The 21,173-nt window shown below is 70.8% G+C and carries 21 protein-coding genes; 1 reads left to right on the top strand and 20 read right to left on the bottom strand.

Going from position 1 to position 21,173, the window contains the following annotated elements:
* Nucleotides 1–48: 48 nt before the first annotated feature.
* From IE274_RS34670 to rpsB, 9 genes are all read right to left on the bottom strand, one after another.
* Nucleotides 49–1,116 (bottom strand): ABC transporter ATP-binding protein, encoded by a 1,068-nt coding sequence (locus tag IE274_RS34670; protein ID WP_190119907.1) that lies wholly within the window; start codon nt 1,114–1,116, stop codon nt 49–51.
* The gene (locus tag IE274_RS34665; RefSeq protein ID WP_190119906.1) at nt 1,116–2,867 is read right to left on the bottom strand and encodes an ABC transporter permease; all 1,752 of its coding nucleotides are present in this window, start codon (nt 2,865–2,867) and stop codon (nt 1,116–1,118) included. Before IE274_RS34665 ends, IE274_RS34670 begins: the two co-directional genes overlap by 1 nt.
* Complete coding sequence (locus tag IE274_RS34660; protein WP_190119905.1) at nt 2,843–3,925, bottom strand: thiamine ABC transporter substrate-binding protein; 1,083 nt, start codon at nt 3,923–3,925, stop codon at nt 2,843–2,845. Before IE274_RS34660 ends, IE274_RS34665 begins: the two co-directional genes overlap by 25 nt.
* Before the next feature lie 226 nt (nt 3,926–4,151).
* The gene (rlmN, locus tag IE274_RS34655; RefSeq protein ID WP_190119904.1) at nt 4,152–5,258 is read right to left on the bottom strand and encodes a dual-specificity RNA methyltransferase RlmN; all 1,107 of its coding nucleotides are present in this window, start codon (nt 5,256–5,258) and stop codon (nt 4,152–4,154) included.
* A 101-nt stretch (nt 5,259–5,359) separates the two neighbouring features.
* Nucleotides 5,360–6,496 carry a phosphatidate cytidylyltransferase gene (locus IE274_RS34650; protein WP_190119903.1) on the bottom strand — a complete coding sequence of 379 codons (1,137 nt, stop codon included), beginning with the start codon at nt 6,494–6,496 and terminating at the stop codon, nt 5,360–5,362.
* A gap of 47 nt (nt 6,497–6,543) precedes the next feature.
* The gene (gene frr / locus IE274_RS34645; protein ID WP_190119902.1) at nt 6,544–7,101 is read right to left on the bottom strand and encodes a ribosome recycling factor; all 558 of its coding nucleotides are present in this window, start codon (nt 7,099–7,101) and stop codon (nt 6,544–6,546) included.
* A 145-nt stretch (nt 7,102–7,246) separates the two neighbouring features.
* Nucleotides 7,247–8,005: a UMP kinase gene (pyrH, locus tag IE274_RS34640; RefSeq protein ID WP_190119901.1), complete on the bottom strand. Its 759-nt coding sequence runs from the start codon at nt 8,003–8,005 to the stop codon at nt 7,247–7,249.
* A 225-nt stretch (nt 8,006–8,230) separates the two neighbouring features.
* Nucleotides 8,231–9,067 carry a translation elongation factor Ts gene (gene tsf, locus IE274_RS34635; protein ID WP_190119900.1) on the bottom strand — a complete coding sequence of 279 codons (837 nt, stop codon included), beginning with the start codon at nt 9,065–9,067 and terminating at the stop codon, nt 8,231–8,233.
* Between the two features lie 154 nt (nt 9,068–9,221).
* On the bottom strand, nt 9,222–10,151 hold the full coding sequence (rpsB, locus tag IE274_RS34630) for a 30S ribosomal protein S2 (RefSeq protein WP_190119899.1): 930 nt from the start codon (nt 10,149–10,151) through the stop codon (nt 9,222–9,224).
* A 243-nt stretch (nt 10,152–10,394) separates the two neighbouring features.
* Here rpsB and IE274_RS34625 point away from each other — a divergent pair, with 243 nt between their 5' ends.
* Nucleotides 10,395–11,078, top strand: coding sequence for a peptidoglycan DD-metalloendopeptidase family protein (locus IE274_RS34625; RefSeq protein WP_372446979.1), 684 nt, complete (start codon nt 10,395–10,397; stop codon nt 11,076–11,078).
* Nucleotides 11,079–11,207: 129 nt separating this feature from the next.
* Here the strand turns inward: IE274_RS34625 and IE274_RS34620 are convergent, their stop codons facing one another.
* The 11 genes from IE274_RS34620 to lepB (IE274_RS34570) all read right to left on the bottom strand — a co-directional run bounded on the left by IE274_RS34620 (nt 11,208) and on the right by lepB (IE274_RS34570) (nt 21,116).
* Entirely contained in the window at nt 11,208–11,765 is a 558-nt protein-coding gene (locus IE274_RS34620; protein WP_190119898.1) for a TetR/AcrR family transcriptional regulator, read from the bottom strand.
* Between the two features lie 149 nt (nt 11,766–11,914).
* Nucleotides 11,915–12,754 (bottom strand): RNA polymerase sigma factor WhiG, encoded by an 840-nt coding sequence (gene whiG / locus IE274_RS34615; protein ID WP_190119897.1) that lies wholly within the window; start codon nt 12,752–12,754, stop codon nt 11,915–11,917.
* A gap of 300 nt (nt 12,755–13,054) precedes the next feature.
* The gene (gene dprA, locus IE274_RS34610) at nt 13,055–14,344 is read right to left on the bottom strand and encodes a DNA-processing protein DprA (protein WP_190119945.1); all 1,290 of its coding nucleotides are present in this window, start codon (nt 14,342–14,344) and stop codon (nt 13,055–13,057) included.
* Nucleotides 14,345–14,484: 140 nt separating this feature from the next.
* Entirely contained in the window at nt 14,485–16,110 is a 1,626-nt protein-coding gene (locus IE274_RS34605; RefSeq protein ID WP_190119896.1) for a YifB family Mg chelatase-like AAA ATPase, read from the bottom strand.
* Entirely contained in the window at nt 16,110–16,502 is a 393-nt protein-coding gene (locus tag IE274_RS34600; protein WP_190119895.1) for a YraN family protein, read from the bottom strand. Before IE274_RS34600 ends, IE274_RS34605 begins: the two co-directional genes overlap by 1 nt.
* 94 nt (nt 16,503–16,596) lie before the next feature.
* Nucleotides 16,597–16,905 (bottom strand): DUF2469 domain-containing protein, encoded by a 309-nt coding sequence (locus IE274_RS34595; RefSeq protein ID WP_003965949.1) that lies wholly within the window; start codon nt 16,903–16,905, stop codon nt 16,597–16,599.
* A 55-nt stretch (nt 16,906–16,960) separates the two neighbouring features.
* Nucleotides 16,961–17,494, bottom strand: a complete 534-nt coding sequence (locus IE274_RS34590; protein ID WP_229909997.1) for an NUDIX hydrolase — start codon at nt 17,492–17,494, stop codon at nt 16,961–16,963.
* Complete coding sequence (gene lepB / locus IE274_RS34585) at nt 17,484–18,302, bottom strand: signal peptidase I (RefSeq protein ID WP_190119894.1); 819 nt, start codon at nt 18,300–18,302, stop codon at nt 17,484–17,486. The genes IE274_RS34590 and lepB (IE274_RS34585) overlap by 11 nt, the downstream gene beginning before the upstream one ends.
* 124 nt (nt 18,303–18,426) lie before the next feature.
* On the bottom strand, nt 18,427–19,434 hold the full coding sequence (gene lepB, locus IE274_RS34580) for a signal peptidase I (RefSeq protein WP_190119893.1): 1,008 nt from the start codon (nt 19,432–19,434) through the stop codon (nt 18,427–18,429).
* Complete coding sequence (gene lepB / locus IE274_RS34575) at nt 19,319–20,401, bottom strand: signal peptidase I (protein ID WP_190119892.1); 1,083 nt, start codon at nt 20,399–20,401, stop codon at nt 19,319–19,321. The genes lepB (IE274_RS34580) and lepB (IE274_RS34575) overlap by 116 nt, the downstream gene beginning before the upstream one ends.
* The gene (lepB, locus tag IE274_RS34570) at nt 20,394–21,116 is read right to left on the bottom strand and encodes a signal peptidase I (protein ID WP_190119891.1); all 723 of its coding nucleotides are present in this window, start codon (nt 21,114–21,116) and stop codon (nt 20,394–20,396) included. The genes lepB (IE274_RS34575) and lepB (IE274_RS34570) overlap by 8 nt, the downstream gene beginning before the upstream one ends.
* Nucleotides 21,117–21,173: the final 57 nt, after the last annotated feature.

Raw genomic sequence — 21,173 nt, 5'->3', positions numbered from 1 at the left:
CCGCCGGACCACCCCGGCGCCCCCCACCAGGCCGTCCCCACCCACTCCTCAGCCGAGCACCACCACGTCACCCGAGTCGAAGGCGACCCCCACCGCCTCCCCCACAGCGGGCGCGTCCCGCAGCGCGCACGCCGCTTCGAGCCTCGGCCCGCCCGGGGGCTCCAACTGGACGGCGACGTGCGTGCCCCGGAACGTACGCGCCGCGACCACACACGCGAGCCCGTCCCGCGCCCCCACGAGCCGCACCCCGGCGGGCCGTACGAGCAGTCGGCACGCCCCCTGCCGGGTCCCGGCGGGCACCGGGATCTTGCCCCACACCGTGTCCGCGGCCTCGCCGGTGACGGTCGCGTCGACCACGTTGTCGAAGCCGAGGAAGCGCGCCACGAACTCGTCGGCCGGGTTCCGCCACACCTCAAGGGGCGTGCCGGACTGGGCGATCCGCCCGTCCCGCATGACCACGACCCGGTCGGCGAGCGCGAACGCCTCGCCCTGGTCGTGCGTGACGGCGAGCACGGTGGTGCCCAACTCGTCGAAGAGTTCCCGCAGTTCGACGACGAGGCGCTCACGCAGCGAGCGGTCGAGCTGGCCGAGGGGCTCGTCGAGCATCAGCAGCCGGGGGCGCGGCGCGAGCGCGCGGGCGAGCGCGACGCGCTGCTGCTCGCCGCCCGACAGCGCCGACACGGCCCGCTTCTGCGCGCCCGGAAGCCCCACCAGGTCGAGCAACTCGGCGACCCGCAGGGCCTGTTCGGAGCGCGAGGCGCCGTGCATGCGCAGCCCGAAGCCGACGTTGCCCGCCACGTCCCGCTGCGGGAAGAGCTGATGGTCCTGGAACATCAGGCCGACGCCCCGCTTGTGCGCGGGCACCCCGCCCTGGTCGCGCCCGCCGAGCACGACCCGCCCGCCGTCGAGGCCCTGCAGCCCGGCGACGACCCGCAGCAGCGTCGACTTGCCGCTGCCGCTCGGCCCGAGCACGCACACGATCTCGTGCTCGGCGACGTCGAGGGCGACCCGGTCGAGGGCGGCGCGCGCCCCGAACCGTACCGTCACGTCCGCAAGCCGCAGCAGCGCCTCGCCGGTGGCACCGGCCACCTCGGGCTTCGCCTGTGTGGCCGTCATCAGAACTCTCCCGTCGTACGTTCCGTACGCAACCGCTCCAGGAGCAACAGCGACACCGCGCACACCACCATCAGGATCGTCGACAGAGCCATCGCCTGCCCGTAGTTGAGGTCCCCGGCCCGCCCGAGCAGCCGCGCCACCGCGACCGGCAGCGTCGGGTTGTCCGGCCGGGCGATGAACACCGTGGCGCCGAACTCGCCGAGCGACACCGCGAAGGCGAAGCCCGCCGCGATCAGCAGCGCCCGCCGCACCAGCGGGAAGTCGACCTCCCGCCAGGCCCGCAGCGGCGACGCCCCGAGCACCGCCGCCGCCTCGCGCAGCCGCCCGTCCACCGCGCGCAGCACCGGCAGCATGGTGCGGACGACGAACGGCACGCCCACCAGGGCTTGCGCCAGCGGCACCAGGAACCAGGACGCCCGCAGGTCGAGCGGCGGCTCGTCCAGCGTGATCAGGAAGCCGAAGCCGACGGTCACCGCGGACACGCCGAGCGGCAGCATCAGGAGCGCGTCGAACCCGCGCACGAGCCGCCCCGCACGCCGAGTCAGCGCGGCCGCCGCGAGCCCGCCGATGACCACCGCGATGGCCGTGGCCACGACCGCGTACCGCAGCGAGTTTCCGATCGCGTCGATGGCCGGGACGAGGAATGCCCCGCCGTCGGCCGACCGCAGCGTCTCGTAGTACAGGAAGCCGAAGCCGTCGGGACCGTCGAACGACCGCTGCACCAGGACGCCGAGCGGCAGCAGGATCAGCAGCACGATGGTCAGGAGCACGAAGCCGAGCAGGCTCCACTGCCCGGCGCCGCGCGGCCGCCGCACCGTCGCCGCGGCGTCCACCAGCTTCAGCGCGCTCTCGCGCCGCCGCACCGTCCAGGCGTGCACGGCGAGGACCCCGCCGACCGCCGCGAACTGCACGAGCGTGAGGACCGCGGCCGTCGGCAGGTCGAGGAGCTGCGCCGTCTGCCGGTAGATCTCGACTTCGAGGGTCGAGTACGCCGGACCGCCGAGGATCTGGACGACACCGAACGACGTGAACGTGAACAGGAAGACCATCAGCGCGGCCGCCGCGACGGCGGGCGCGAGCGCGGGCAGCGTCACCGTCCGCCAGGCCCGCGCGCGCGAGGCCCCGAGCATCCGCGCGGCCTCCTCCTGCCGCGGGTCGAGCTGCGACCAGAGCCCGCCGACGGTGCGGACGACGACGGCGTAGTTGAAGAAGACGTGCGCGAGCAGGATCGCCCACACCGTCGTGTCCAGGCGTACGCCCCACAGCTCGTCGAAGAGCCCGCCGCGCCCGATCAGCGCGAGGAACGCCGTGCCGACGACGACCGTCGGCAGCACGAACGGCACGGTCACGACGGCCCGGAGCACCTGCTTGCCGGGGAAGTCGAAGCGCGCGAAGACGTACGCGCCGGGGAGCGCGATGAGGAGCGTGAGCGCAGTCGACGCGAGCGCCTGCCAGGTGGTGAACCACAGCACCTGCTGGATGTCGGACTGCCCGAGCACGTCGGTAATCCGCCCGAACTGCCAGTTCCCGTCCGCCTTCAGGCCGCGCGCGACGATCGCGGCGACCGGATAGGCGAAGAAGACGCCGAAGAACGCGACGGGCAGGGCCATGAGGCCGAGCCGCACCGCGCTCCCCCGTCGATCGCGCGGCCGCCCGGGGACGCGGCCCGCGCGGCCGGGAGGGGCCCCGCCGGTCTTCCCCGGCGGGGCCTCCGCAGCCGCTTCGGCTACTTCAGAACGAGCGAGGTCCATGACTTGACCCACTGCTCACGCTTGTCGGCGATCTTCTTCGGCGCCATGGTCTCCGGCTTGTCGACCGTCACGCCGAACTTCCGGAACAGCTCGGGCGTCTGCGCGGCCTCCCGCACCGGGTTCACGAACATCTGGAGCGGCATGTCGTCCTGGAACTTCTTGCTGATCATGAAGTCGAGGAGCGCCTTGCCGCCCTTCTCGTTCTGCGCACCCTTCAGCAGGCCCGCGTACTCGATCTGCCGGAAGCAGGTGTCGGTCGCGACGCCGGTCGGCGCCTCCTTGGGCTGCGGCTTGGCGTACAGCACCTCGACGGGCGGCGACGACGCGTACGACACCACGAGCGGCCGGTCGCCCTTGGCCTTCTTGCCGCCGGCCGAGCCGGAGAACTCCTCGTTGTACGCCTGCTCCCAGCCGTCGACGACCTTGACGCCGTTGGCCTTCAGCTTCTTCCAGTACGCCTCCCAGCCGTCGTCGCCGTACTTCGCGGCCGTGCCGAGCACGAAGCCGAGGCCGGGCGAGGAGGTCGAGGCGTTCTCGGTGACGAGGAGGTTCTTGTACCGGGGCTTGATCAGGTCGTCGAAGGACTTCGGCGGCGCCAGCTTCTTGTCGGCGAAGTACTTCTTGTCGTAGTTCACGCAGATGTCGCCGGAGTCGATGGGCGTGACGCCCTTCTCGCCCCCGGCGAGCCGGTACTGCGGCAGGATCAGGTCCGCGCCCTTGGCCTCGTACGGCTCGAAGACGTCGTTGTCGAGCGCGCGGGAGAGCAGGGTGTTGTCGACGCCGAAGAAGACGTCGCCCTGCGGGTTGCCCTTGGACAGGATCGCCTTGTTCACGGCCTGCCCGGCGTCGCCGTCCTCCAGGACCTTGACCCGGTAGCCGGAGGTCTTCTCGAAGTCCTTCAGGACGCTCTTGGAGACGTTGAAGGAGTCGTGCGTCACCAGGGTCACGGACTTCGCGTCCGAACCCCCCGAGCCGCTGTCCGAGCCGCACGCGGTGACCGCGACGAGCCCGAGGCCCACGGCGACCGCCGTGACCGAAGCCTTCTTGATGGTGCTCACGGAAACATTCCTCCTGGAGTGACCAGGAAGAGACGCGGCCCCGCCCGGGACCGTCGAGTCGAATCGTCGATCGGCGTCCCGGGCAGGGCGCAACAGCTTGAGTAGCGACCGAACTTCCTACCCAGAATGACCTGGGCGAGGTTCAGAGGGTCTGCGGCCGATACCGCACTCTCAGCGCTGTGGCGCTCCCCTGTCGGAATATGCAGATGTGGTTACGCCCGCAAGACTACCTCTCGGCCGCCGCGAGCTGCCCGCACGCCCCGTCGATCTCCTGGCCCCGGGTGTCGCGGACGGTGACCGGCACCCCGTGGGCCGCGATGGCCTCGACGAAGGCCTTCTCGTCCTCGGGCCGCGAGGCGGTCCACTTCGAGCCCGGCGTGGGGTTCAGCGGAATGAGGTTGACGTGCACCGGCTTGCCCTTGAGCAGCCGTCCGAGCCGGTCACCACGCCATGCCTGGTCGTTGATGTCCCGGATCAGCGCGTACTCGATGGACAGGCGGCGGCCCGACTTGGCCGCGTACTCCCAGCCCGCGTCCAGGACCTCACGCACCTTCCAGCGCGTGTTGACCGGAACCAGGGTGTCGCGCAGCTCGTCGTCGGGCGCGTGCAGCGAGATGGCGAGACGGCACTTGAAGCCCTCGTCCGCGAACCGGTGGATGGCGGGCACCAGGCCGACCGTGGACACGGTGATGCCGCGCTGCGAGAGGCCCACGCCGTCCGGCTCGGGGTCGGTGAGGCGGCGGATGGCGCCGGTCACGCGGTTGTAGTTCGCCAGCGGCTCGCCCATGCCCATGAAGACGATGTTCGAGAGCCGGGCCGGTCCGCCCGGGATCTCGCCGTCGCGCAGGGCCCGCATGCCGTCGACGATCTGGTGCACGATCTCGGCGGTCGACAGGTTCCGGTCCAGACCGGCCTGGCCGGTGGCGCAGAACGGGCAGTTCATGCCGCAGCCCGCCTGGGAGCTGATGCACATGGTGACCCGGTCGGGGTAGCGCATCAGCACCGACTCGACGAGCGTCCCGTCGAACAGCCGCCACAGCGTCTTGCGGGTGGTGTCGTCGTCACAGCTGATGTGCCGCACCACCGACATCAGCTCCGGCAGCAGCGCCTCCTGCAGCTTGCCGCGCGCACCGGCCGGGATGTCCGTCCACTGCTCGGGGTCGTGGGCGTACCGGGCGAAGTAGTGCTGCGAGAGCTGCTTGGCGCGGAACGGCTTCTCACCGATGGCGGCGACGGCTTCCTTCCGCTCGGCGGGCGTCAGGTCGGCGAGGTGCCGCGGCGGCTTCTTGGCTCCACGGGGGGCAACGAAAGTGAGTTCTCCGGGCTTAGGCATGGTGAACCCATTGTCCCAGAGATACGAAGAGGGGCCCGCACCCTGTGGATAACGAGCCCCTTCGCGCGAAACAGCAGGTCAAAAGGTGTGCACGGTGCCGCTCAGCCGGAGCCGACGAACACCACGAGCAGGAGCCACACCACCGGTGCCGTCGGCAGCAGGGAGTCCAGGCGGTCCATGATGCCGCCGTGGCCCGGCAGCAGCGTGCCCATGTCCTTGATGCCGAGGTCCCGCTTGATCATCGACTCGCCGAGGTCGCCGAGCGTCGCGCTCGCCGCCACCGCGAGGCCGATGAGCAGGCCCTGCCACCAGGTGCCGTCGTCGATCAGGAAGTGCATGCACAGCGCGCCCGCCGCCATCGCGAAGGCGACCGCGCCGAGCAGGCCCTCGCGGGTCTTTCCGGGGCTGATGCGGGGGGCGAGCTTGTGCTTGCCGAAGCGCCAGCCGATGGCGTACGCGCCGGTGTCGCTGACCACCGTGAGGACCAGGAAGGTGAGCACCCGCTGCGGGCCGTCGTCCGCGGTGAGCATCAGCGCGACGAAGGTCGCGAGGAAGGGGACGTAGAACGCGGCGAAGACACCGGCCGTGACGTCCTTCAGATAGCCCTCGGGCGGCTCGGTCATACGCCAGACGAGTACCGCGAGGGCGGTCAGCGCCATCGCCACCCAGGCGCCCTCGGCCCCGCGGACGTACCCGGCGACGACCATCGCGGCGCCGCCCACCGCGAGCGGTACGAGCGGCGCCTTGATGCCCTTGCGCTCTTCAAGGCGTGACGTCAGCTCCCAGAGGCCGACCACCACGGCGACCGCTATGACGCCGACGAAGACGGCCTTCTCGATGAACAGCGAGGCGACGATGACCGCGCCGAGACCCACGCCGACACCTATGGCCGCCCCGAGGTCACGGCCCGCGCTCTTCTTCTTCGGCGGGGCTGGGGCGGGCTGTGCTGCGCCGGTCATGGGCTCCTGCGGCTTCTGCGCGGGGTGGGCTGAGGGCGCGGGCGGCACCCCGTCACCGAACAGGGGGCCGCTCGGCTGAGCAGCCCCCCGGTCGTCGTCCTGGTGTCCGCCGCTCGCGGCTACGTCGGGAACGATGGGCATGGGCTGAGTCTCCGAAGGAGTCAGTGCATCCTGCGCATCGTATGCGGGACCCGCCGGGGCAGCACCCTGGACCGGTCCCTGGTCGGGCGCCCCCCAGTACCCGGCTCTGGACGGCGCCCCCCAGGAAGTGTCGTTCACGGAATTCGGATTCCTCAGACCTAGATCGGACGTCGAGTCAGACTCGATCAGACCTCGAGCAGCTCGGCTTCCTTGTGCTTGAGCAGCTCGTCCACCTGGGCAACGTACTTGGCGGTGGTGTCGTCGAGCTCCTTCTCGGCGCGACGGCCCTCGTCCTCACCGACGTCGCCGTCCTTGATGGCCTTGTCGATGGTTTCCTTGGCCTTGCGACGGATCGACCGGATCGAGATCTTGGAGTCCTCGCCCTTGGTCTTGGCGACCTTGATGTAGTCGCGGCGGCGCTCCTCGGTGAGCTCGGGGAACGTCACTCGGATGATGTTGCCGTCGTTGCTCGGGTTGACGCCCAGGTCCGAGTCGCGGATCGCCTGCTCGATGTTGCGCAGCGCGGTCTTGTCGAACGGGGTCACCACGGCCATGCGCGGCTCGGGCACCGAGAACGAGGCCAGCTGGTTGATCGGCGTCAGCGCGCCGTAGTAGTCGGCCACGATCTTGTTGAACATCGCCGGGTGGGCACGGCCCGTACGGATCGCGGCGAAGTCCTCCTTGGCGACCACGACGGCCTTCTCCATCTTCTCCTCGGCCTCGAGGAGGGTCTCTTCGATCACCACTTGCTCCTGCGTGTCTTGAGTAGGCCCGGCTTCCAAGGATCGGCCGGCTGCGTCGCGTCTCTTTCCTGCACGGTGTCCGACCGGCAGGGCTTTGTCCATCCCCTCGAGGGGGTCGTCCATCCCCTTGGGGGACGTACTCGGCTCAGGCCCGGGAGCCCTGGTCGCCCACGAGAGTGCCGATCTTCTCACCCTTGACGGCCCGCGCGATATTGCCCTCGGCGAGGAGTTCGAAGACCAGGATGGGCAGCTTGTTGTCCCGGCACAGCGTGACCGCGGTGGCGTCGGCGACCTTCAGGTCGCGGGTGATGACCTCGCCGTACCCGAGGGCGTCGAACTTCACCGCGTCCGGGTTGGTCTTGGGGTCGGAGTCGTAGACGCCGTCGACCCCGTTCTTGCCCATGAGCAGGGCCTCGGCGTCGATCTCCAGGGCCCGCTGGGCGGCCGTGGTGTCGGTGGAGAAGTACGGCATGCCCATGCCGGCGCCGAAGATGACGACGCGGCCCTTCTCCAGGTGCCGCACCGCGCGCAGCGGGATGTACGGCTCGGCGACCTGCCCCATGGTGATGGCGGTCTGCACGCGGGAGTCGATGCCTTCCTTCTCCAGGAAGTCCTGCAGGGCGAGGCAGTTCATGACCGTGCCGAGCATGCCCATGTAGTCGGAGCGGGCCCGGTCCATGCCGCGCTGCTGCAGCTCGGCGCCGCGGAAGAAGTTGCCGCCGCCGATGACGACGGCGATCTGCGCGCCGTCCCGCACGACGGCCGCGATCTCGCGGGCGATGTTGTGCACCACATCGGGGTCGACGCCGAGTCCGCCGCCTCCGGCGAACGCCTCGCCGGACAGCTTCAGCAGGAAGCGCCCGGCTACTTTGCCGTCGTCACTCTTGGTGTCGGCCTTGGTCATGGAGTTCTCCTTGTGGTGCACATACGAAGAGGCCATTGCCGGTGGGGTGGTGTTCATCCCATGCTCGGCAATGGCCTCCTCGTCAGATCTTGCGGTCGTCCGTCGCGTGCGAAGGCCCGTTTCCCGTGCCTTCGCGTACGGCGTCACTCCCGTCGCGTACGCCGCCGCGCACGCGGGCGACCGCGGTAGACCCTAGCGGGGTCCACCGCTGATCGTGGTCCGGACTCAGATGCCGACCTTGATGCGCGAGAAGCGCTTCAGGGTGACACCGGCCTCGGCCAGGACCTTCTCGACCGACTTCTTGTTGTCCAGCGCGTAGGGCTGGCCAAGAAGGGTGGCCTCCTTGAAGAAGCCGTTGACGCGACCCTCGACGATCTTCGGGAGCGCGGCCTCCGGCTTGCCCTCGGCGCGGGTGGTCTCCTCGGCGACGCGACGCTCGGTCTCGACGACCTCGGCCGGAACGTCCTCACGGGTGAGGTACTTCGGCGCGAAGGCGGCGATGTGCTGCGCGATGCCCTTGGCGGTGTCGGCGTCGGCCTTGTCCAGCTCGACCAGAACACCGATCTGCGGGGGCAGGTCGGGCATGGTGCGGTGCATGTACGCGAAGACGAAGCCGTCGCTGAACTGCGCGAAGCGGTCCAGGACGATCTTCTCGCCGAGGTTGGCGTTGGCCTCGTCGACGTACGCCTGGACCGTCTTGCCGGCCTCGATCTCGGAGGCGAGCAGCGCCTCGATGTCGGCCGGGGAGGTCTTGGCGACGTGGGCGGCGAGGTTGTTCGCCACGGCCTGGAACTTCTCGCCCTTGGCGACGAAGTCCGTCTCGCACTTGAGCTCGACGATGACACCGGAGGTGTTGTCGTCGGCGATGAGGGAGACCACGGCGCCGTTCTCGGCGGAGCGGCCCTCGCGCTTGGCGACGCCCTTCTGGCCCTTGATGCGCAGGGCCTCGACGGCCTTGTCGACATCGCCGTCGGCCTCGTCCAGCGCCTTCTTGCAGTCCATCATGCCGGCGCCCGTGAGCTCACGGAGCTTCTTGACGTCAGCGGCGGTGTAGTTCGCCATGATTCTCGGAAATCTTTCTCGAAGTCGAAGATCTACGGGTGAACGGCGGGGGCCGCGCTCGTGGCACGGACCCCCGCCGTCAGCAGCCGATGCTTCAGCAGCCGCCGCTGCTCGCGGCCGTTGTGGCCGCGCGCTCGAGCGGCCGGCGCCGAAGTCAGGCCTGCTCGGCCTCCGCGGCGGGGGCCTCGACGGTCTCGGCGACGGCCTCGGCCGGCGCCTCGTCGGCCTTCGGGGCCTCGACGGCCTCGGCGGCGTCGGCCTTGGGCGCCTCGTCGGCCTTGGGGGCCTCGGCGTCGTCGGCCTTCTTCTCGCCCTCGAGCAGGTCGCGCTCCCACTCGGCGAGCGGCTCGCCAGCGGCCTTCTCGCCCGGCTTCGAGTCACCGGTGGCGACGCCGGAACGGGCGATGAGGCCCTCGGCGACGGCGTCGGCGATCACGCGGGTGAGCAGGGTGACGGAGCGGATCGCGTCGTCGTTGCCCGGGATCTTGTAGTCGACCTCGTCGGGGTCACAGTTGGTGTCGAGGATGGCGACGACCGGGATGTTGAGCTTCCGGGCCTCACCGACCGCGATGTGCTCCTTCTTGGTGTCCACGATCCAGACGGCGCTGGGCACCTTGGACATCTCGCGGATACCACCGAGGGTCTTCTCCAGCTTGGCCTTCTCGCGCGAGAGCACGAGAAGCTCCTTCTTGGTGAGACCCGACGCGGCGACGTCCTCGAAGTCGATCTGCTCGAGCTCCTTGAGGCGCTGCAGACGCTTGTAGACGGTCGAGAAGTTGGTGAGCATGCCGCCCAGCCAGCGCTGGTTGACGAAGGGCATGCCGACGCGGGTGGCCTGCTCGGCGATGGCCTCCTGCGCCTGCTTCTTCGTGCCGACGAACATGACCGTGCCGCCGTGGGCGACGGTCTCCTTGACGAACTCGTAGGCGCGGTCGATGTACGACAGCGACTGGAGAAGGTCGATGATGTAGATGCCGTTGCGCTCCGTGAAGATGAAGCGCTTCATCTTCGGGTTCCAACGGCGGGTCTGGTGACCGAAGTGGACGCCGCTTTCCAGCAGCTCCCGCATCGTGACGACGGCCATGGCCGTACTCCTTGGTGTTCTCGGTTATGTCCTGACGCCCGGCTCGCGCCGTGCCACGTACTCGCGTACGGGACCGAAAGGCGCTGACACCGTCGGCTCTACGAGAGCCTGATGTCGGGGCGTGCGAAGTCGACCCGGTGACCCGGATCGCCACATGAAGTGTACGGGACCCGCGGGGCGGCGGGTGACGCCGCTGTCCACAACCGGCTGGTAGTCCACAGTTCCCGGCCATGATCCCTGCGGATGCGCTCGGGACGGGACCGTTCTCGTATGACGTATGAGCGACTGCCCCGGCTGCGGGGCGTGACGTGTGTGGTGGTGCGGGTGACGGTGCTGCTTGTGCTGGCCTGCTCGTCCGTGGGGGTGGCGGGGGCGGGGCGGGTGGGGCCGGAGCGCCGGGCCGCGGCCCTTCCGTCGGGGCCGGAGCCGCCGCCGGGGGCGGGTGAGGGTCGGGTTCCGGTCGTGGGCCGCGCTTGGCCGGTGGGGGTGCGTCCGTCGGTGGTACGGGGGTGGGAGCCGCCGGCGACGGAGTACGGGGCGGGGCACCGGGGCGTGGACCTGGCGACGGCGCCGGGCTCCCCCGTCCGCGCGGTGGCGCCGGGCCGGGTGTCCTTCGCGGGCCGGGTCGGCGGCCGCGGGGTGGTCTCCGTGGAACTGTCGGGCACGGGCGCCCCACCCCTGCGCACGACCTACGAGCCAGTACGGCCCACCCTGAAGAAGGGCGCGAGGGTGACCACAGGCACCACCCTCGGCACGGTCGAGTCCGCCGCCCGCTTCCACTGCCCCACGGCCTGCATCCACTGGGGCCTGCTCAAAGCGGACACCTACGTGAACCCTCTGAGCCTGCTGCCGCCGTGGCTCTTGGGCCACGCACCGTCGCGACTATTGCCACTGACGGGAGCACCGGTGAGACCCCCCTCCCGGTGACCGCTGTGGGCAATCGTGCCGCAGGGCGGCACGGGTGGGCACAGCCCCCGGTGTCGGGCGCCCTGAACGCCCACTCTGACCACTGTCACCCTCGGGCTCCGCCCCGCCCAAGGCCCCCGGCCAGAGGCCTCAGCCCTGGACGCCCCGCAGAGCCATGGCCACGGCCGCCTCCGTAATGGCGCCGGGCTCCTCGGCCACCCCAAGCTCAATACGCCGCACCGCGGCATCCACAATCCCCTGAAGCAACATCGCAGCCATCCGCGGCTCGCGATGCCCCAACGCAGCCAACGCCTCCACGATCATGGCCACAAGCCCACCGTGCGCGGCCCGGATCTTCTCCCGCGCCCTCGCATCGAGCTCACTGGCCGAAATCGCCACAACGGCCCGGTGCCGCCGGTCCCCGACCAGCGCAAGCTGCCGCCGCACATACGCCTCGACCTGCGCCTCAGGCGTCTCCGCCGCCTCCATGGCCGCCGAGACCTCCGCCGCCCAGACGGGGAAGTCGACCTCGCAGAGCTCTTCGACGACGGCGGCCCGCGAGCGGAAGTACTCGTAGACGGACGAGCGCGCGAGACCCGTGCGCTCGGCGAGCGCCGGGAACGTCAACGCCTCCGTACCGCCTTCGGACAGCAGGGATCGCGCGGCGTCCAGCAGGGCGCCTCGCTGCATCGACCGGTGCTCGGCCACAGAGGCCGCTCGAATCCTTGGCACGTTCCCACTTTACGGACGTGGCGCCCGCCACGGGAGTCCGCCAGGCAGCCATTCCGCCTGGCAGCGACGGCGCGGGGGCCGGGCGCGGCACGGGCAGGGACGATTCAGCTCCCCCGCCGACGCCCTCACCGACCGAAACTGGCCAGCTTCGCCCGCAGCTGCAGCACCGACTTGGTGTGGATCTGGCTGACCCTGCTCTCTGTCACCCCGAGCACATTGCCGATCTCGGCGAGCGTGAGCCCTTCGTAGTAGTACAGCGTCACGACGGTCTTCTCGCGCTCGGGCAGCGTGTTGATCGCCCGCGCCAGCAGCCGCCGCAGCTCACGGCCCTCGGCGACCTCGACGGGGTTGTCGGCGGCGGTGTCCTCCAGCGTGTCCATCAGGCTCAGCCGGTCGCCCTCGCCGCCGACGTGCAGCAGCTCCTCCAGGGCGACGACGTTCGCCAGCGACAACTGACTGAAGACCGCGTGCAGTTCCTCCACCTGGATGCCCATCTCGGCGGCGACCTCGCCCTCGGACGGGGTGCGCCGCAGTCGCGCCTCCAGCGTGGCGTAGGCCCGCTCCACGTTGCGCGCCTTCTGCCGTACGGACCGGGGGATCCAGTCGAGCGCCCGCAGCTCGTCGATCATCGCGCCCCGGATCCGCGTGATCGCGTACGTCTCGAACTTGATCGACCGGTCGATGTCGAACTTCTCGATCGCGTCGATGAGCCCGAAGACCCCGGACGACACGAAGTCCGCCTGCTCGACGTTGGGCGGCAGGCCGACGCTCACGCGGCCCGCGACGTACTTCACGAGTGGCGAGTAGTGCAGGATCAGCTGCTCGCGCAGCCGCCCGTCACCCGTCGTCTTGTACGACCGCCACAGCTCGTCCAGCGACGTGGGAGCGGGTGGCCGCTCCCGCTCGCCGCTTCGGGCGGCTGGGGGAACTGCCGCCCGGTCGGACCCTGACGTGTGCTGGGGCATGCGTCGCCTTGAGCCGTTCTGCCGTGAACTGGAAAAGTTGCCGGAATTTGTGCGGTTGCGGTTTTGCGTGAAGTGAATGAGGTTGTCCGTCTGATTGCCTGTCTGCACCGGATTCGTCGTGAGCGTAGCGTGACTGAAGTGTCGCAGTGAGCGAAGAGTATGGGATCGCACGTACGCAGATACGTTCCGCTTGACTCCCTATGGGATCACTTTCGTCGCGCTCCGTGACCGACCGGGCCCGCCAACTGCACGATTTCCCAAGGTCGTCGGGGGTTCATCCGTCCGGCGCAACACGCACCGTCACACATCACCTCCCTCCGGAAAGACCGACAGAAACGCCTGGCGTGTCAACTGCCAGCCATCGCCGTGTCGTTCGACAAACCCGAGCGAGCGAAGTTCGTACAGCCGGACGACCGCATCGTCCGCACAGGTGCCCGCTTCTCGCGCGATGTCCCGGGCGCCGGCGCTCCCCCGGGCCGGCAGCGCGGCCAGCACCCGGGCCGCCCCGGGGGCGAGCAGATCGCGCGGCACGACGGGGCCGCGCCGCCGGGGCGCGAGGTCCCCCATGTCCCCGACCAGCTCCACGACTTCGGCGGCGTCCCCGACCAGCACCGCGTCCCCGCGCAGCAGTTCGTGCACCCCCGCGGAGAGGCCGCTGGTGACAGGACCCGGCACCCCCATCGTGTGTCTCCCCAGGTCCCGCGCACAGCGCGCCGTGACCAGCGCGCCGCTGCGGTACGCGGCCTCCACGACGACGGTGCCCCGGGTCAGCGCCGCGATCACCCTGTTCCGCTGGATGAACCTGCTCGGCGTCGGATGGTCGCCGGGCGGCAACTCCCCCACGACAAGCCCCTGTTCCGCGATCCGCCCGATCAACTGCGCGTGCCCCCGGGGATAGGGCCGGTCGACCCCGCACGCGAGCACCGCCACGGTGGCACCACCCGCGCCGAGAGCACCCCTGTGCGCGGCGCCATCCACCCCGTACGCACCACCGGACACCACAACCCACCCGCGCTCGGCCAGCCCCGCCCCCAGGCCCGCCGCCACGTGCGCCCCGTACTCCGTGCAGGCCCGCGCCCCCACGACCGCCACCGAACGCAGCGCCCAGATCCGCAGGGACGGCCGCCCCCGCACCCACAGCCCAACGGGCCGCGCGTCCCCCAGGTCGTCCAACTGAGCGGGCCACTCGGCGTCCCCCGGCATCACGAACCGCGCCCCCGCCGCCGCGGCCGTCTCCACATCCCGCACCGCCCGCACCCGCCCGGCCCGAGCCCGCAACCCCGCCCACCGCTTGGCGGTAACCCCTGGCAGCCGCGCCTTCCCGCCCGCTCCTTCCCCATCCACGAGCCCCTCCCGGCCCCCGATCCCGTCGCCACCCTCGATGCCGCCGATGCCACCCATGCCGTCGACGACCTCTACCCCTTCCACCAGGCACCGCAGCACGGCGACGGCTCCCCACTCCCGCAGCCATCGCCCGCCCACGGCGTCCCCGGGCTCCAGCACCCGGGTGAGGGCGACCCGGGCCAGGCGTTCCTCGTCGGGGTGGGGCGGGGGCGCCTTGCTGGGCGAGCCCGGATGAGCCTCGTCCAGACAGGCCGAGGGCCTCCCTCTCGGGGAACCCAGGGGTGTCGCAGCCGCAGGCGCCGGAGATTCCAGGTCCGGCCAGTCCGGTCCCACGTGGTCCTGACCGACCACCGGCCCCCGTCCATCCCCCGGCCCCGTCTCCCCCCTCACGACCGAGCCCCCACCGCCATCGGCACCCCCCGTGGCACCCCCGTCCGCAATTGCAGCGCCAACGCCACATCCCCCGCGTCAGGACGGTCATGGCCCGCCAAGTCGGCCACCGTCCACGCCACCCGTAGGACCCGGTCGAGGCCGCGGGCGGTGAGGAAGCCTCGCTCCAGGCTTCGCTCCGCCTCGGCCATGGCCCCGGGGACCGCGTGCCAACGGCTGCGCAGTTCATGGCCGGGTACGTCGGCGTTGGTGCGCCAAGGCGTGCCGGTGAGGCGGGCGGTGGCGCGCTCGCGGGCGGCGCGTACGCGGTCGGCCACGATCTGAGTGGACTCGCCTCGCGCGCCCTGTGCGGTCAGTTCGGAGCGGGTGACGGGTTCCACGTCGACGCGCAGGTCGACCCGGTCGAGGAGTGGGCCGGAGAGCCTGGCTTGGTAGCGCCGGATGCTGTTCGACGTGCAGTCGCAACTGTCGCCCGTCAGGCTGAAGCGGCCGCACGGGCAGGGGTTCGCGGCGAGGAGCATGAGGAACCGTGAGGGCAGCCGGACGACTCCGGCGCTGCGGGCGATCACGACGTACCCGGACTCAAGGGGTTGGCGGAGGGCGTCCAAGGCGTGGCCGCTGAACTCGGGTGCCTCGTCCAGGAACAGCACGCCGCGGTGGGCGAGCGAGACCGCTCCGGGTCGGGCGAGCCCCTTGCCGCCGCCCACCAGCGACTGCATGGTCGCGGAGTGGTGGGGCGCGCAGAACGGCGGGATGTCCACCAGCGGCTTGCCGGGCGGCAGCATGCCCGCGATCGAGTGGACGGCCGTCACCTCCAGGGACTCGGCCCTGGACAGCCGGGGCATGATCGCCGGCATCCGCTCGGCGAGCATGGTCTTGCCCGCGCCCGGCGGGCCCTGCAGGAACGTGTGATGCCCACCGGCCGCGGCCACCTCGATCGCCGTCCGCGCCGACATCTGGCCGACCACGTCCGCGAGATCGTGCCGCCGGTCGTGCTCCGAGGAGCCGATGCCGCTCACCCCGGTGCCCAGCCCCGCGCCGGGCAGGCTCAGGCCCGCCATCAGCGGGTCCGGGCGCCCCACCTCGGCGGGGTCCTCCTCCGGGACGGGCTCGTCGGTGAGGACCGCGACCAGTTGCCGCAGGCTGCGCACCCCGAGGACGGACACCCCGGGCACCAGTGCGGCCTCCGCCGCCGTGCACTCGGGCACGACCACTTGTTCGTACCCCGCCTCGGCCGCCGCGAGGACGGCGGGCAGCACTCCGCGTACCGGCCGCACCCGGCCGTCGAGCCCCAGTTCGCCGATCATCACGATGTCGGCGAGGACGCGGGGGTCGATCCGCTCCGCGGCACCGAGGACGGCGCAGGCGACGGCCAGGTCGAAGCCGCTGCCGCCCTTCGGCACGGACGCGGGGCTCAGGCCGACCGTGAGCTTCTTCTGCGGCCACTCGTCGCCGGAGTTCACCACCGCCGCCCTGACCCGGTCCCTGCTCTCCGTGAGGCTCTTGTCGGGCAGCCCCACCAGCGTGAAGGCCGCGACGCCCGGCTCCAGGTCGGCCTGCACCTCGACGACGACGCCCTCGACGCCGACCAGGGCCACCGAGCATGTGCGTGCGAATCCCATCAGGCCACCCCCCGCGCGTGCTCGACCACGGGCGCACCGCGCTCGGGCACGACGACACCCACCAGATCGATGCGCACGCCGCCCGGTGGCGCCCCGCCGTGTTCCTGGAGCCAGCGCTCGGCCAGGCCGCGCAATCGCAGGGCCTTGGCGGCCGTGACCGCTGCCATCGGGTGCTGGAAGGACGCCTCCCTGCGGGTCTTCACCTCGCAGACGACCAGGGCGTCACCGTCGCGGGCGACGATGTCGATCTCGCCCGTCCTGCCGCCGCGCCAATTGCGGTCCAGGACCGTCATCCCGGCCTCGGCCAGCCACCGCGCGGCCAGCTCTTCGCCGTACTTGCCGAGTGCGCCTTGTGCGTTCATGTCGGCACCACCTCCGACACCCACGGTCACGTGGCGGGCCCGCACTATTGGATCTTGGTGCGTTACTGACGGGTTGTGGACAACGCCGCCACCCGAACGTGTCGAACGCGCCGAACGGAGCCGGTCAGCCGCCCGGCAGCTCGAGGTCGCTCTTGTTGAGCTCCTCGATATTCACGTCCTTGAACGTGAGAACCCGGACCTGTTTGACGAACCGCGCCGGCCGATACATGTCCCACACCCAGGCGTCCGCCATCGACACCTCGAAGAACACCTCGCCCTGGACCGAGTGCACCTGCATCTCGTAGTCGTTGGTGAGGTAGAAGCGCCGCTCGGTCTCGATCACGTATTTGAACAGTCCGACGACGTCTCGGTACTCCCGGTAGAGCTTCAGCTCCATCTCGGTCTCGTACTTCTCGAGGTCCTCGGCGCTCATGGCATGTTCCCCTTCAGCCGTGCGTCCCCCTATTGTGCGCCAGCCCCGGGAGGCCCTACACGATTTCCGTGTCCAAGGTCTCGGGCGTGCTCGGAGGACCCTCGTCGAGCAGCTTGCGCAGCAACTCGGCGAGCCTGGTCGGATACACCGTCTCATGGGCCCGGGCCAGTTCCTGGCACGTCCACCAGCGCGCTCCGGCGACACTGCGACGCTCCAGCTCGGTCAGGCCCTCCGCGCGCGTCACCGTCTGCGCGGTTCGCGCCAGGTAGTACCACTCGTCCTGGTCCCAACGCCGTCCGGCGAAGGGGAAGGAGCACACCCGCCGCCACAGCACCGGGCCGAGTTCGACGTCTGTGATTCCGGTCTCCTCGGCGAGCTCGCGCAGCGCGGCCTCCTCGCGCGTCTCGTCGCCCTCCACGCCGCCGCCCGGCGTGAACCACCAGTCGTCCGCCCGGTCCTCCGGCTCGTGCCCGTGCAGCAGCAGGATCCGGTCCCTGGGGTCAAGGAGCACGACCCGCGCCACCTTGCGCAGCGGCCGCCCGCCCACCGCCTCGGCGCCGAGCGTCCCGGCCACGTCCTCAGCCGACACCAGCGGCCTCCGCAGCCCCACCAGACCTACCAGGCCCACCCGAGCCACCGGCCCCACCCGAACCACCGGCTCCACCCGCCCCACCCCGCTCACGGCCACCCCGCCGTGCCCGCTTGGCGATCGGCCCGTACGCCGCCCCGCCGAGGACCAGCGCCGCGCCCGCCACCACCGAGGCGAGGATCAGCCGCAGCGGCCCCGGCTCGGACATGCCGCCGCCCGGCAGGTCGTCGAAGCTCGTGGCGCGGTCGAGCATGCCGTCCAGGGGCCAGGCCACGGCGTCGACACGGGCCTTCACCGCGCTGCGCGGCACGGAGCCCTTGTCGGCGTCCTCCAGGTGCACGCTGGAGTCCATCGAGCCGCTGCGCTCGTCGCCGAGCAGGAACAGATGGCCCTTGGGCACGGTGGTCGCGGGGATTCCGGTCGCCGCGGCGCCCATTCCCTTGGGGAGATACGGTTCGTCAATCTGCTTGCCGTTGACCGTCAGCTTGCCGTCCGTGCAGCAGGCGATCCGGTCGCCGCCGACGCCCACGACCCGCTTGACCATGGGCAGGTCGCCCCACGCCTGCTGCCGGAAGACGACGACGTCCCCGCGGCGCACGTCGTCGCCGTCGATGCGCTGCGCGAGGACCCGGTCGCCCGCACCGATGGTCGGGGTCATCGAGCCGGTGGGGACCGTGTAGGGCTGATAGACGAAGGCGCCCCAGACGAAGCCGCCGAGGAAGAGGACACAGCCGAGGGCCACGGCGACTCCCGACAGCGTGCTGCCGAGCCGTCCGTGGCCCTCGTCCGTACGTCGTGTCGCGCTCATCCCAGTGCTCCCCCGGCTCGGAGACGACCCCGCGGCCCTACGTACCGAGTATGCGAGCGACGTACGAGAACGACGCGCTCCGTCGGACGAGGGCCGTGGAAGATCGGTGATCTGGGACGGCAGACTACCCGGCGGTACCCCCGCCAGAAACCCTGGTGGCGCGCCCGGAATCCGGGCCGGCGGCCGCCCGCCGACGGCGCCAGAGCACGATCGGCACGGCGCCCGCGAGGCCGAGGGCGGCCGGGGCCGCGCTCAGCGCCTGGCTGATGCCGGGCTGGTCGAAGGTGTCCGGGACCGGCAGCGTTCCCCAGCGGGTGGGGGGCCAGGCGATCACGAAGGCGCGGCCCACGACGTTGTCGACGGGGACGGCGCCGCCGCCGGGCTGGTTCTGGTGGTAGCGGGAGTCCAGCGAGTTCTGTCGGTGGTCGCCCATGACCCAGATTTTGCCCTTGGGAACCGTGACCTTGAACTGGCCGCCCTGGTCGTCGACCGTGCAGGGGGTGTTGCCCTCGAAGACGTAGTTCTTCTCGTTCAGCGCCTTGCCGTTGACCTTCACCGGGCCGGTGCCCTTGCACTCGACGGTGTCGCCGCCGACCGCGATGACGCGCTTGATGAGGTCCTTCTCGTCGGCGGACGGCATCAGGCCGATCCAGCCGAGGACCTTCTGCACCGCGTTCGGGTCGGGCGTGGGCTCGCCGTCCAGCCAGTGGCCCGGGTCCTTGAAGACCACGACCTCGCCGCGCTCGGGCTCGGAGCCGAACCACGGGGTGAGCTTGTCGACCAGCACCCGGTCGCCCTGCTGCAGCGTGTTCTGCATGGAGTCCGAGGGGATCGAGAACGCCTGGACCAGGAAGGTCTTGATGACCAGGGCGAGGATCAGCGCGATGCCGATGAGGAGCGGCAGTTCCTTCCAGAAGGACTTCGGCTTCTTGGCCTTCGCCGGCTTGGGCGGCTCGGCGCCCTCGGGGCCGGGGACGCCGGTCTCGCCGGGAGCCGCGGAGCCGGGGGCCGCGACGTCAGGGCCGGTGCTCATCCCGTCCCCCGCGGGTGCGGGTACCGGCCCTGCGGAGTGCCCAGGCTGCTCCTCGGGCCCCTCGTGTCCGGATCGTGCGCCGACCGCCACATCCCCCACATCCACTCCTCAGTCCGTACCGCCGCCTGCCCCGTACGCGATGCAGGCCCACCACTCCCATAACGAGCGGGAGTTCCGCAGGGGTCGGGAGGCCGGTAATTCCGTTGCGATCGCCGGGGGCCACCCTATGCGACGCTCCTGTGGCCGTGTCCGACCCGGAGGGCGCGTCGGGCACGGACGCGTAGGTATCGGGTTCCTCCAGTTGGCGCCAGTGACCGAACGGCCAGGCGATGACGAGTGCGCGGCCCACGACCTCGTCCTCGGAGACGGTGCCGCTGAACTTTTCGTTCCGGTGGAAGCGGGAGTCGGCCGAGTCCGACCGGTGGTCGCCCATCATGAACAGCCGTCCTTCGGGGACCTTCACCTTGAACTCGAAGAGGGAGGGCTTGTCCCCGGGGAAGAGGTACGGCTCGTTGATCGCGACGCCGTTGACGGTGACCTTGTCGTTCTTGTCACAGCACTGCACGGTGTCGCCGCCGACGCCGACGACTCGCTTGATCAGGTCGCGCTCGCCGTCGGACGGGAGCAGTCCGATGAAGGTCAGGCCCTGTTTGATCTGCTTGATGACGACGGGGTCGTCCTTCTTCTTGCCGCGCTCCTCCTCCAGCCAGTTGCCGGGGTCCTTGAAGACGACGACGTCCCCGCGCGAGGGCTTGCTGCCGAACCACGGAGTGAGCTTGTCGACCAGGACGCGGTCACCGATGCGGATCGTCTGCTCCATGGAGCCCGAGGGGATCACGAAGGCCTGCACCAGGAAGGTCTTCAGGACGAGGGCTATCAGCAGGGCGACGACTATGAGGAGCGGTATCTCCTTGATCGCGGAGCGGCGCCTGCGGCGCTTGACCTTCTTCGCGAGCTTGCGCCGCTCGGCTCGGCCGGGCAGCACCGGGCCGCTGGTCGGGCGGGTGCCGGTGGGCAGCCGTGTGTCGGCCGCGTGGGTGGCCTTCGCGCGGCCGCGGTTACCCATGCGCGCCGCCTGGTGCCGGCACGCGCGCGTAGGCGTCGGGACGCTTCAGGGAGGCCCAGCGGCTGAGCGGCCAGACGATCCAGTCGGCCCTGCCGATGACCGCGTCGACGGGGATCATGCCGCCGCCGGGAGAGCCCAGGTGGTCGCGGGAGTCGCTGGAGTCGCCGCGGTGGTCGCCGAGCAGGAAGAGGGTGCCGTCGGGCACGACGACGTCGAAGGGCACCTTGGAGGGGGCGTCCCCGGGGAAGAGGTAGGGCTCGTTGACGGGTTCGCCGTTCACCTTGATCCTCCCCCGGTTGTCGCAGCAGACCACGCGGTCCCCGCCGACTCCCGCGACCCGCTTGACGTAGTCCGAGTCTCCGAAGTACCCGCTGCCGTCGAAGACGACGGCGTCTCCGCGCTGGGGGCCGGAACCGAAACGGTACGCCAACTTGTTGACGAGTACGCGGTCTCCGGGCTGGAACGCGGGCTGCATGGAGCCGCTGGGGATCGCGAACGGCTGCACCACGAAGGTGCTGAGCACGAGCAGGACGACCAGGGTCAGGAGGGCGGTCAGGGTGAGGCGGCCGCCGGGCAGCCAGTCCATGACGGACGCGAAAACGGAGCGCGACCGCTCCTCCGTGCCCTCTGTGTCCGGTGCGTCCGCAGGTGCGGCGTCGGACTCGGAAGAGGGGGAGGAGCGGTCGCGCTCCGTGTGCTGTGCATCGGTGTCCATCGAGGCCAGATGCTATCCGGCCTCACTGTGGACCCGCGTGGGAGCTCGGCCCGAGGG

Source organism: Streptomyces flavofungini, assembly GCF_014650815.1.
GTDB lineage: Bacteria > Actinomycetota > Actinomycetes > Streptomycetales > Streptomycetaceae > Streptomyces > Streptomyces flavofungini.
This window is presented reverse-complemented; position numbering and strand designations above follow the sequence as displayed.

Coding starts and splice junctions, on each gene's coding strand:
- IE274_RS34670 (WP_190119907.1), bottom strand. CDS start 1,116: ATGACGGCCACACAGGCGAAGCCCGAGGTGGCCGGTGCCACCGGCGAG.
- IE274_RS34665 (WP_190119906.1), bottom strand. CDS start 2,867: ATGGACCTCGCTCGTTCTGAAGTAGCCGAAGCGGCTGCGGAGGCCCCG.
- rlmN (WP_190119904.1), bottom strand. CDS start 5,258: ATGCCTAAGCCCGGAGAACTCACTTTCGTTGCCCCCCGTGGAGCCAAG.
- pyrH (WP_190119901.1), bottom strand. CDS start 8,005: ATGACCAAGGCCGACACCAAGAGTGACGACGGCAAAGTAGCCGGGCGC.
- tsf (WP_190119900.1), bottom strand. CDS start 9,067: ATGGCGAACTACACCGCCGCTGACGTCAAGAAGCTCCGTGAGCTCACG.
- rpsB (WP_190119899.1), bottom strand. CDS start 10,151: ATGGCCGTCGTCACGATGCGGGAGCTGCTGGAAAGCGGCGTCCACTTC.
- IE274_RS34625 (WP_372446979.1), top strand. CDS start 10,395: ATGCGCTCGGGACGGGACCGTTCTCGTATGACGTATGAGCGACTGCCC.
- whiG (WP_190119897.1), bottom strand. CDS start 12,754: ATGCCCCAGCACACGTCAGGGTCCGACCGGGCGGCAGTTCCCCCAGCC.
- IE274_RS34605 (WP_190119896.1), bottom strand. CDS start 16,110: ATGGGATTCGCACGCACATGCTCGGTGGCCCTGGTCGGCGTCGAGGGC.
- IE274_RS34595 (WP_003965949.1), bottom strand. CDS start 16,905: ATGAGCGCCGAGGACCTCGAGAAGTACGAGACCGAGATGGAGCTGAAG.
- lepB (WP_190119894.1), bottom strand. CDS start 18,302: ATGAGCGCGACACGACGTACGGACGAGGGCCACGGACGGCTCGGCAGC.
- lepB (WP_190119892.1), bottom strand. CDS start 20,401: ATGGGTAACCGCGGCCGCGCGAAGGCCACCCACGCGGCCGACACACGG.
- lepB (WP_190119891.1), bottom strand. CDS start 21,116: ATGGACACCGATGCACAGCACACGGAGCGCGACCGCTCCTCCCCCTCT.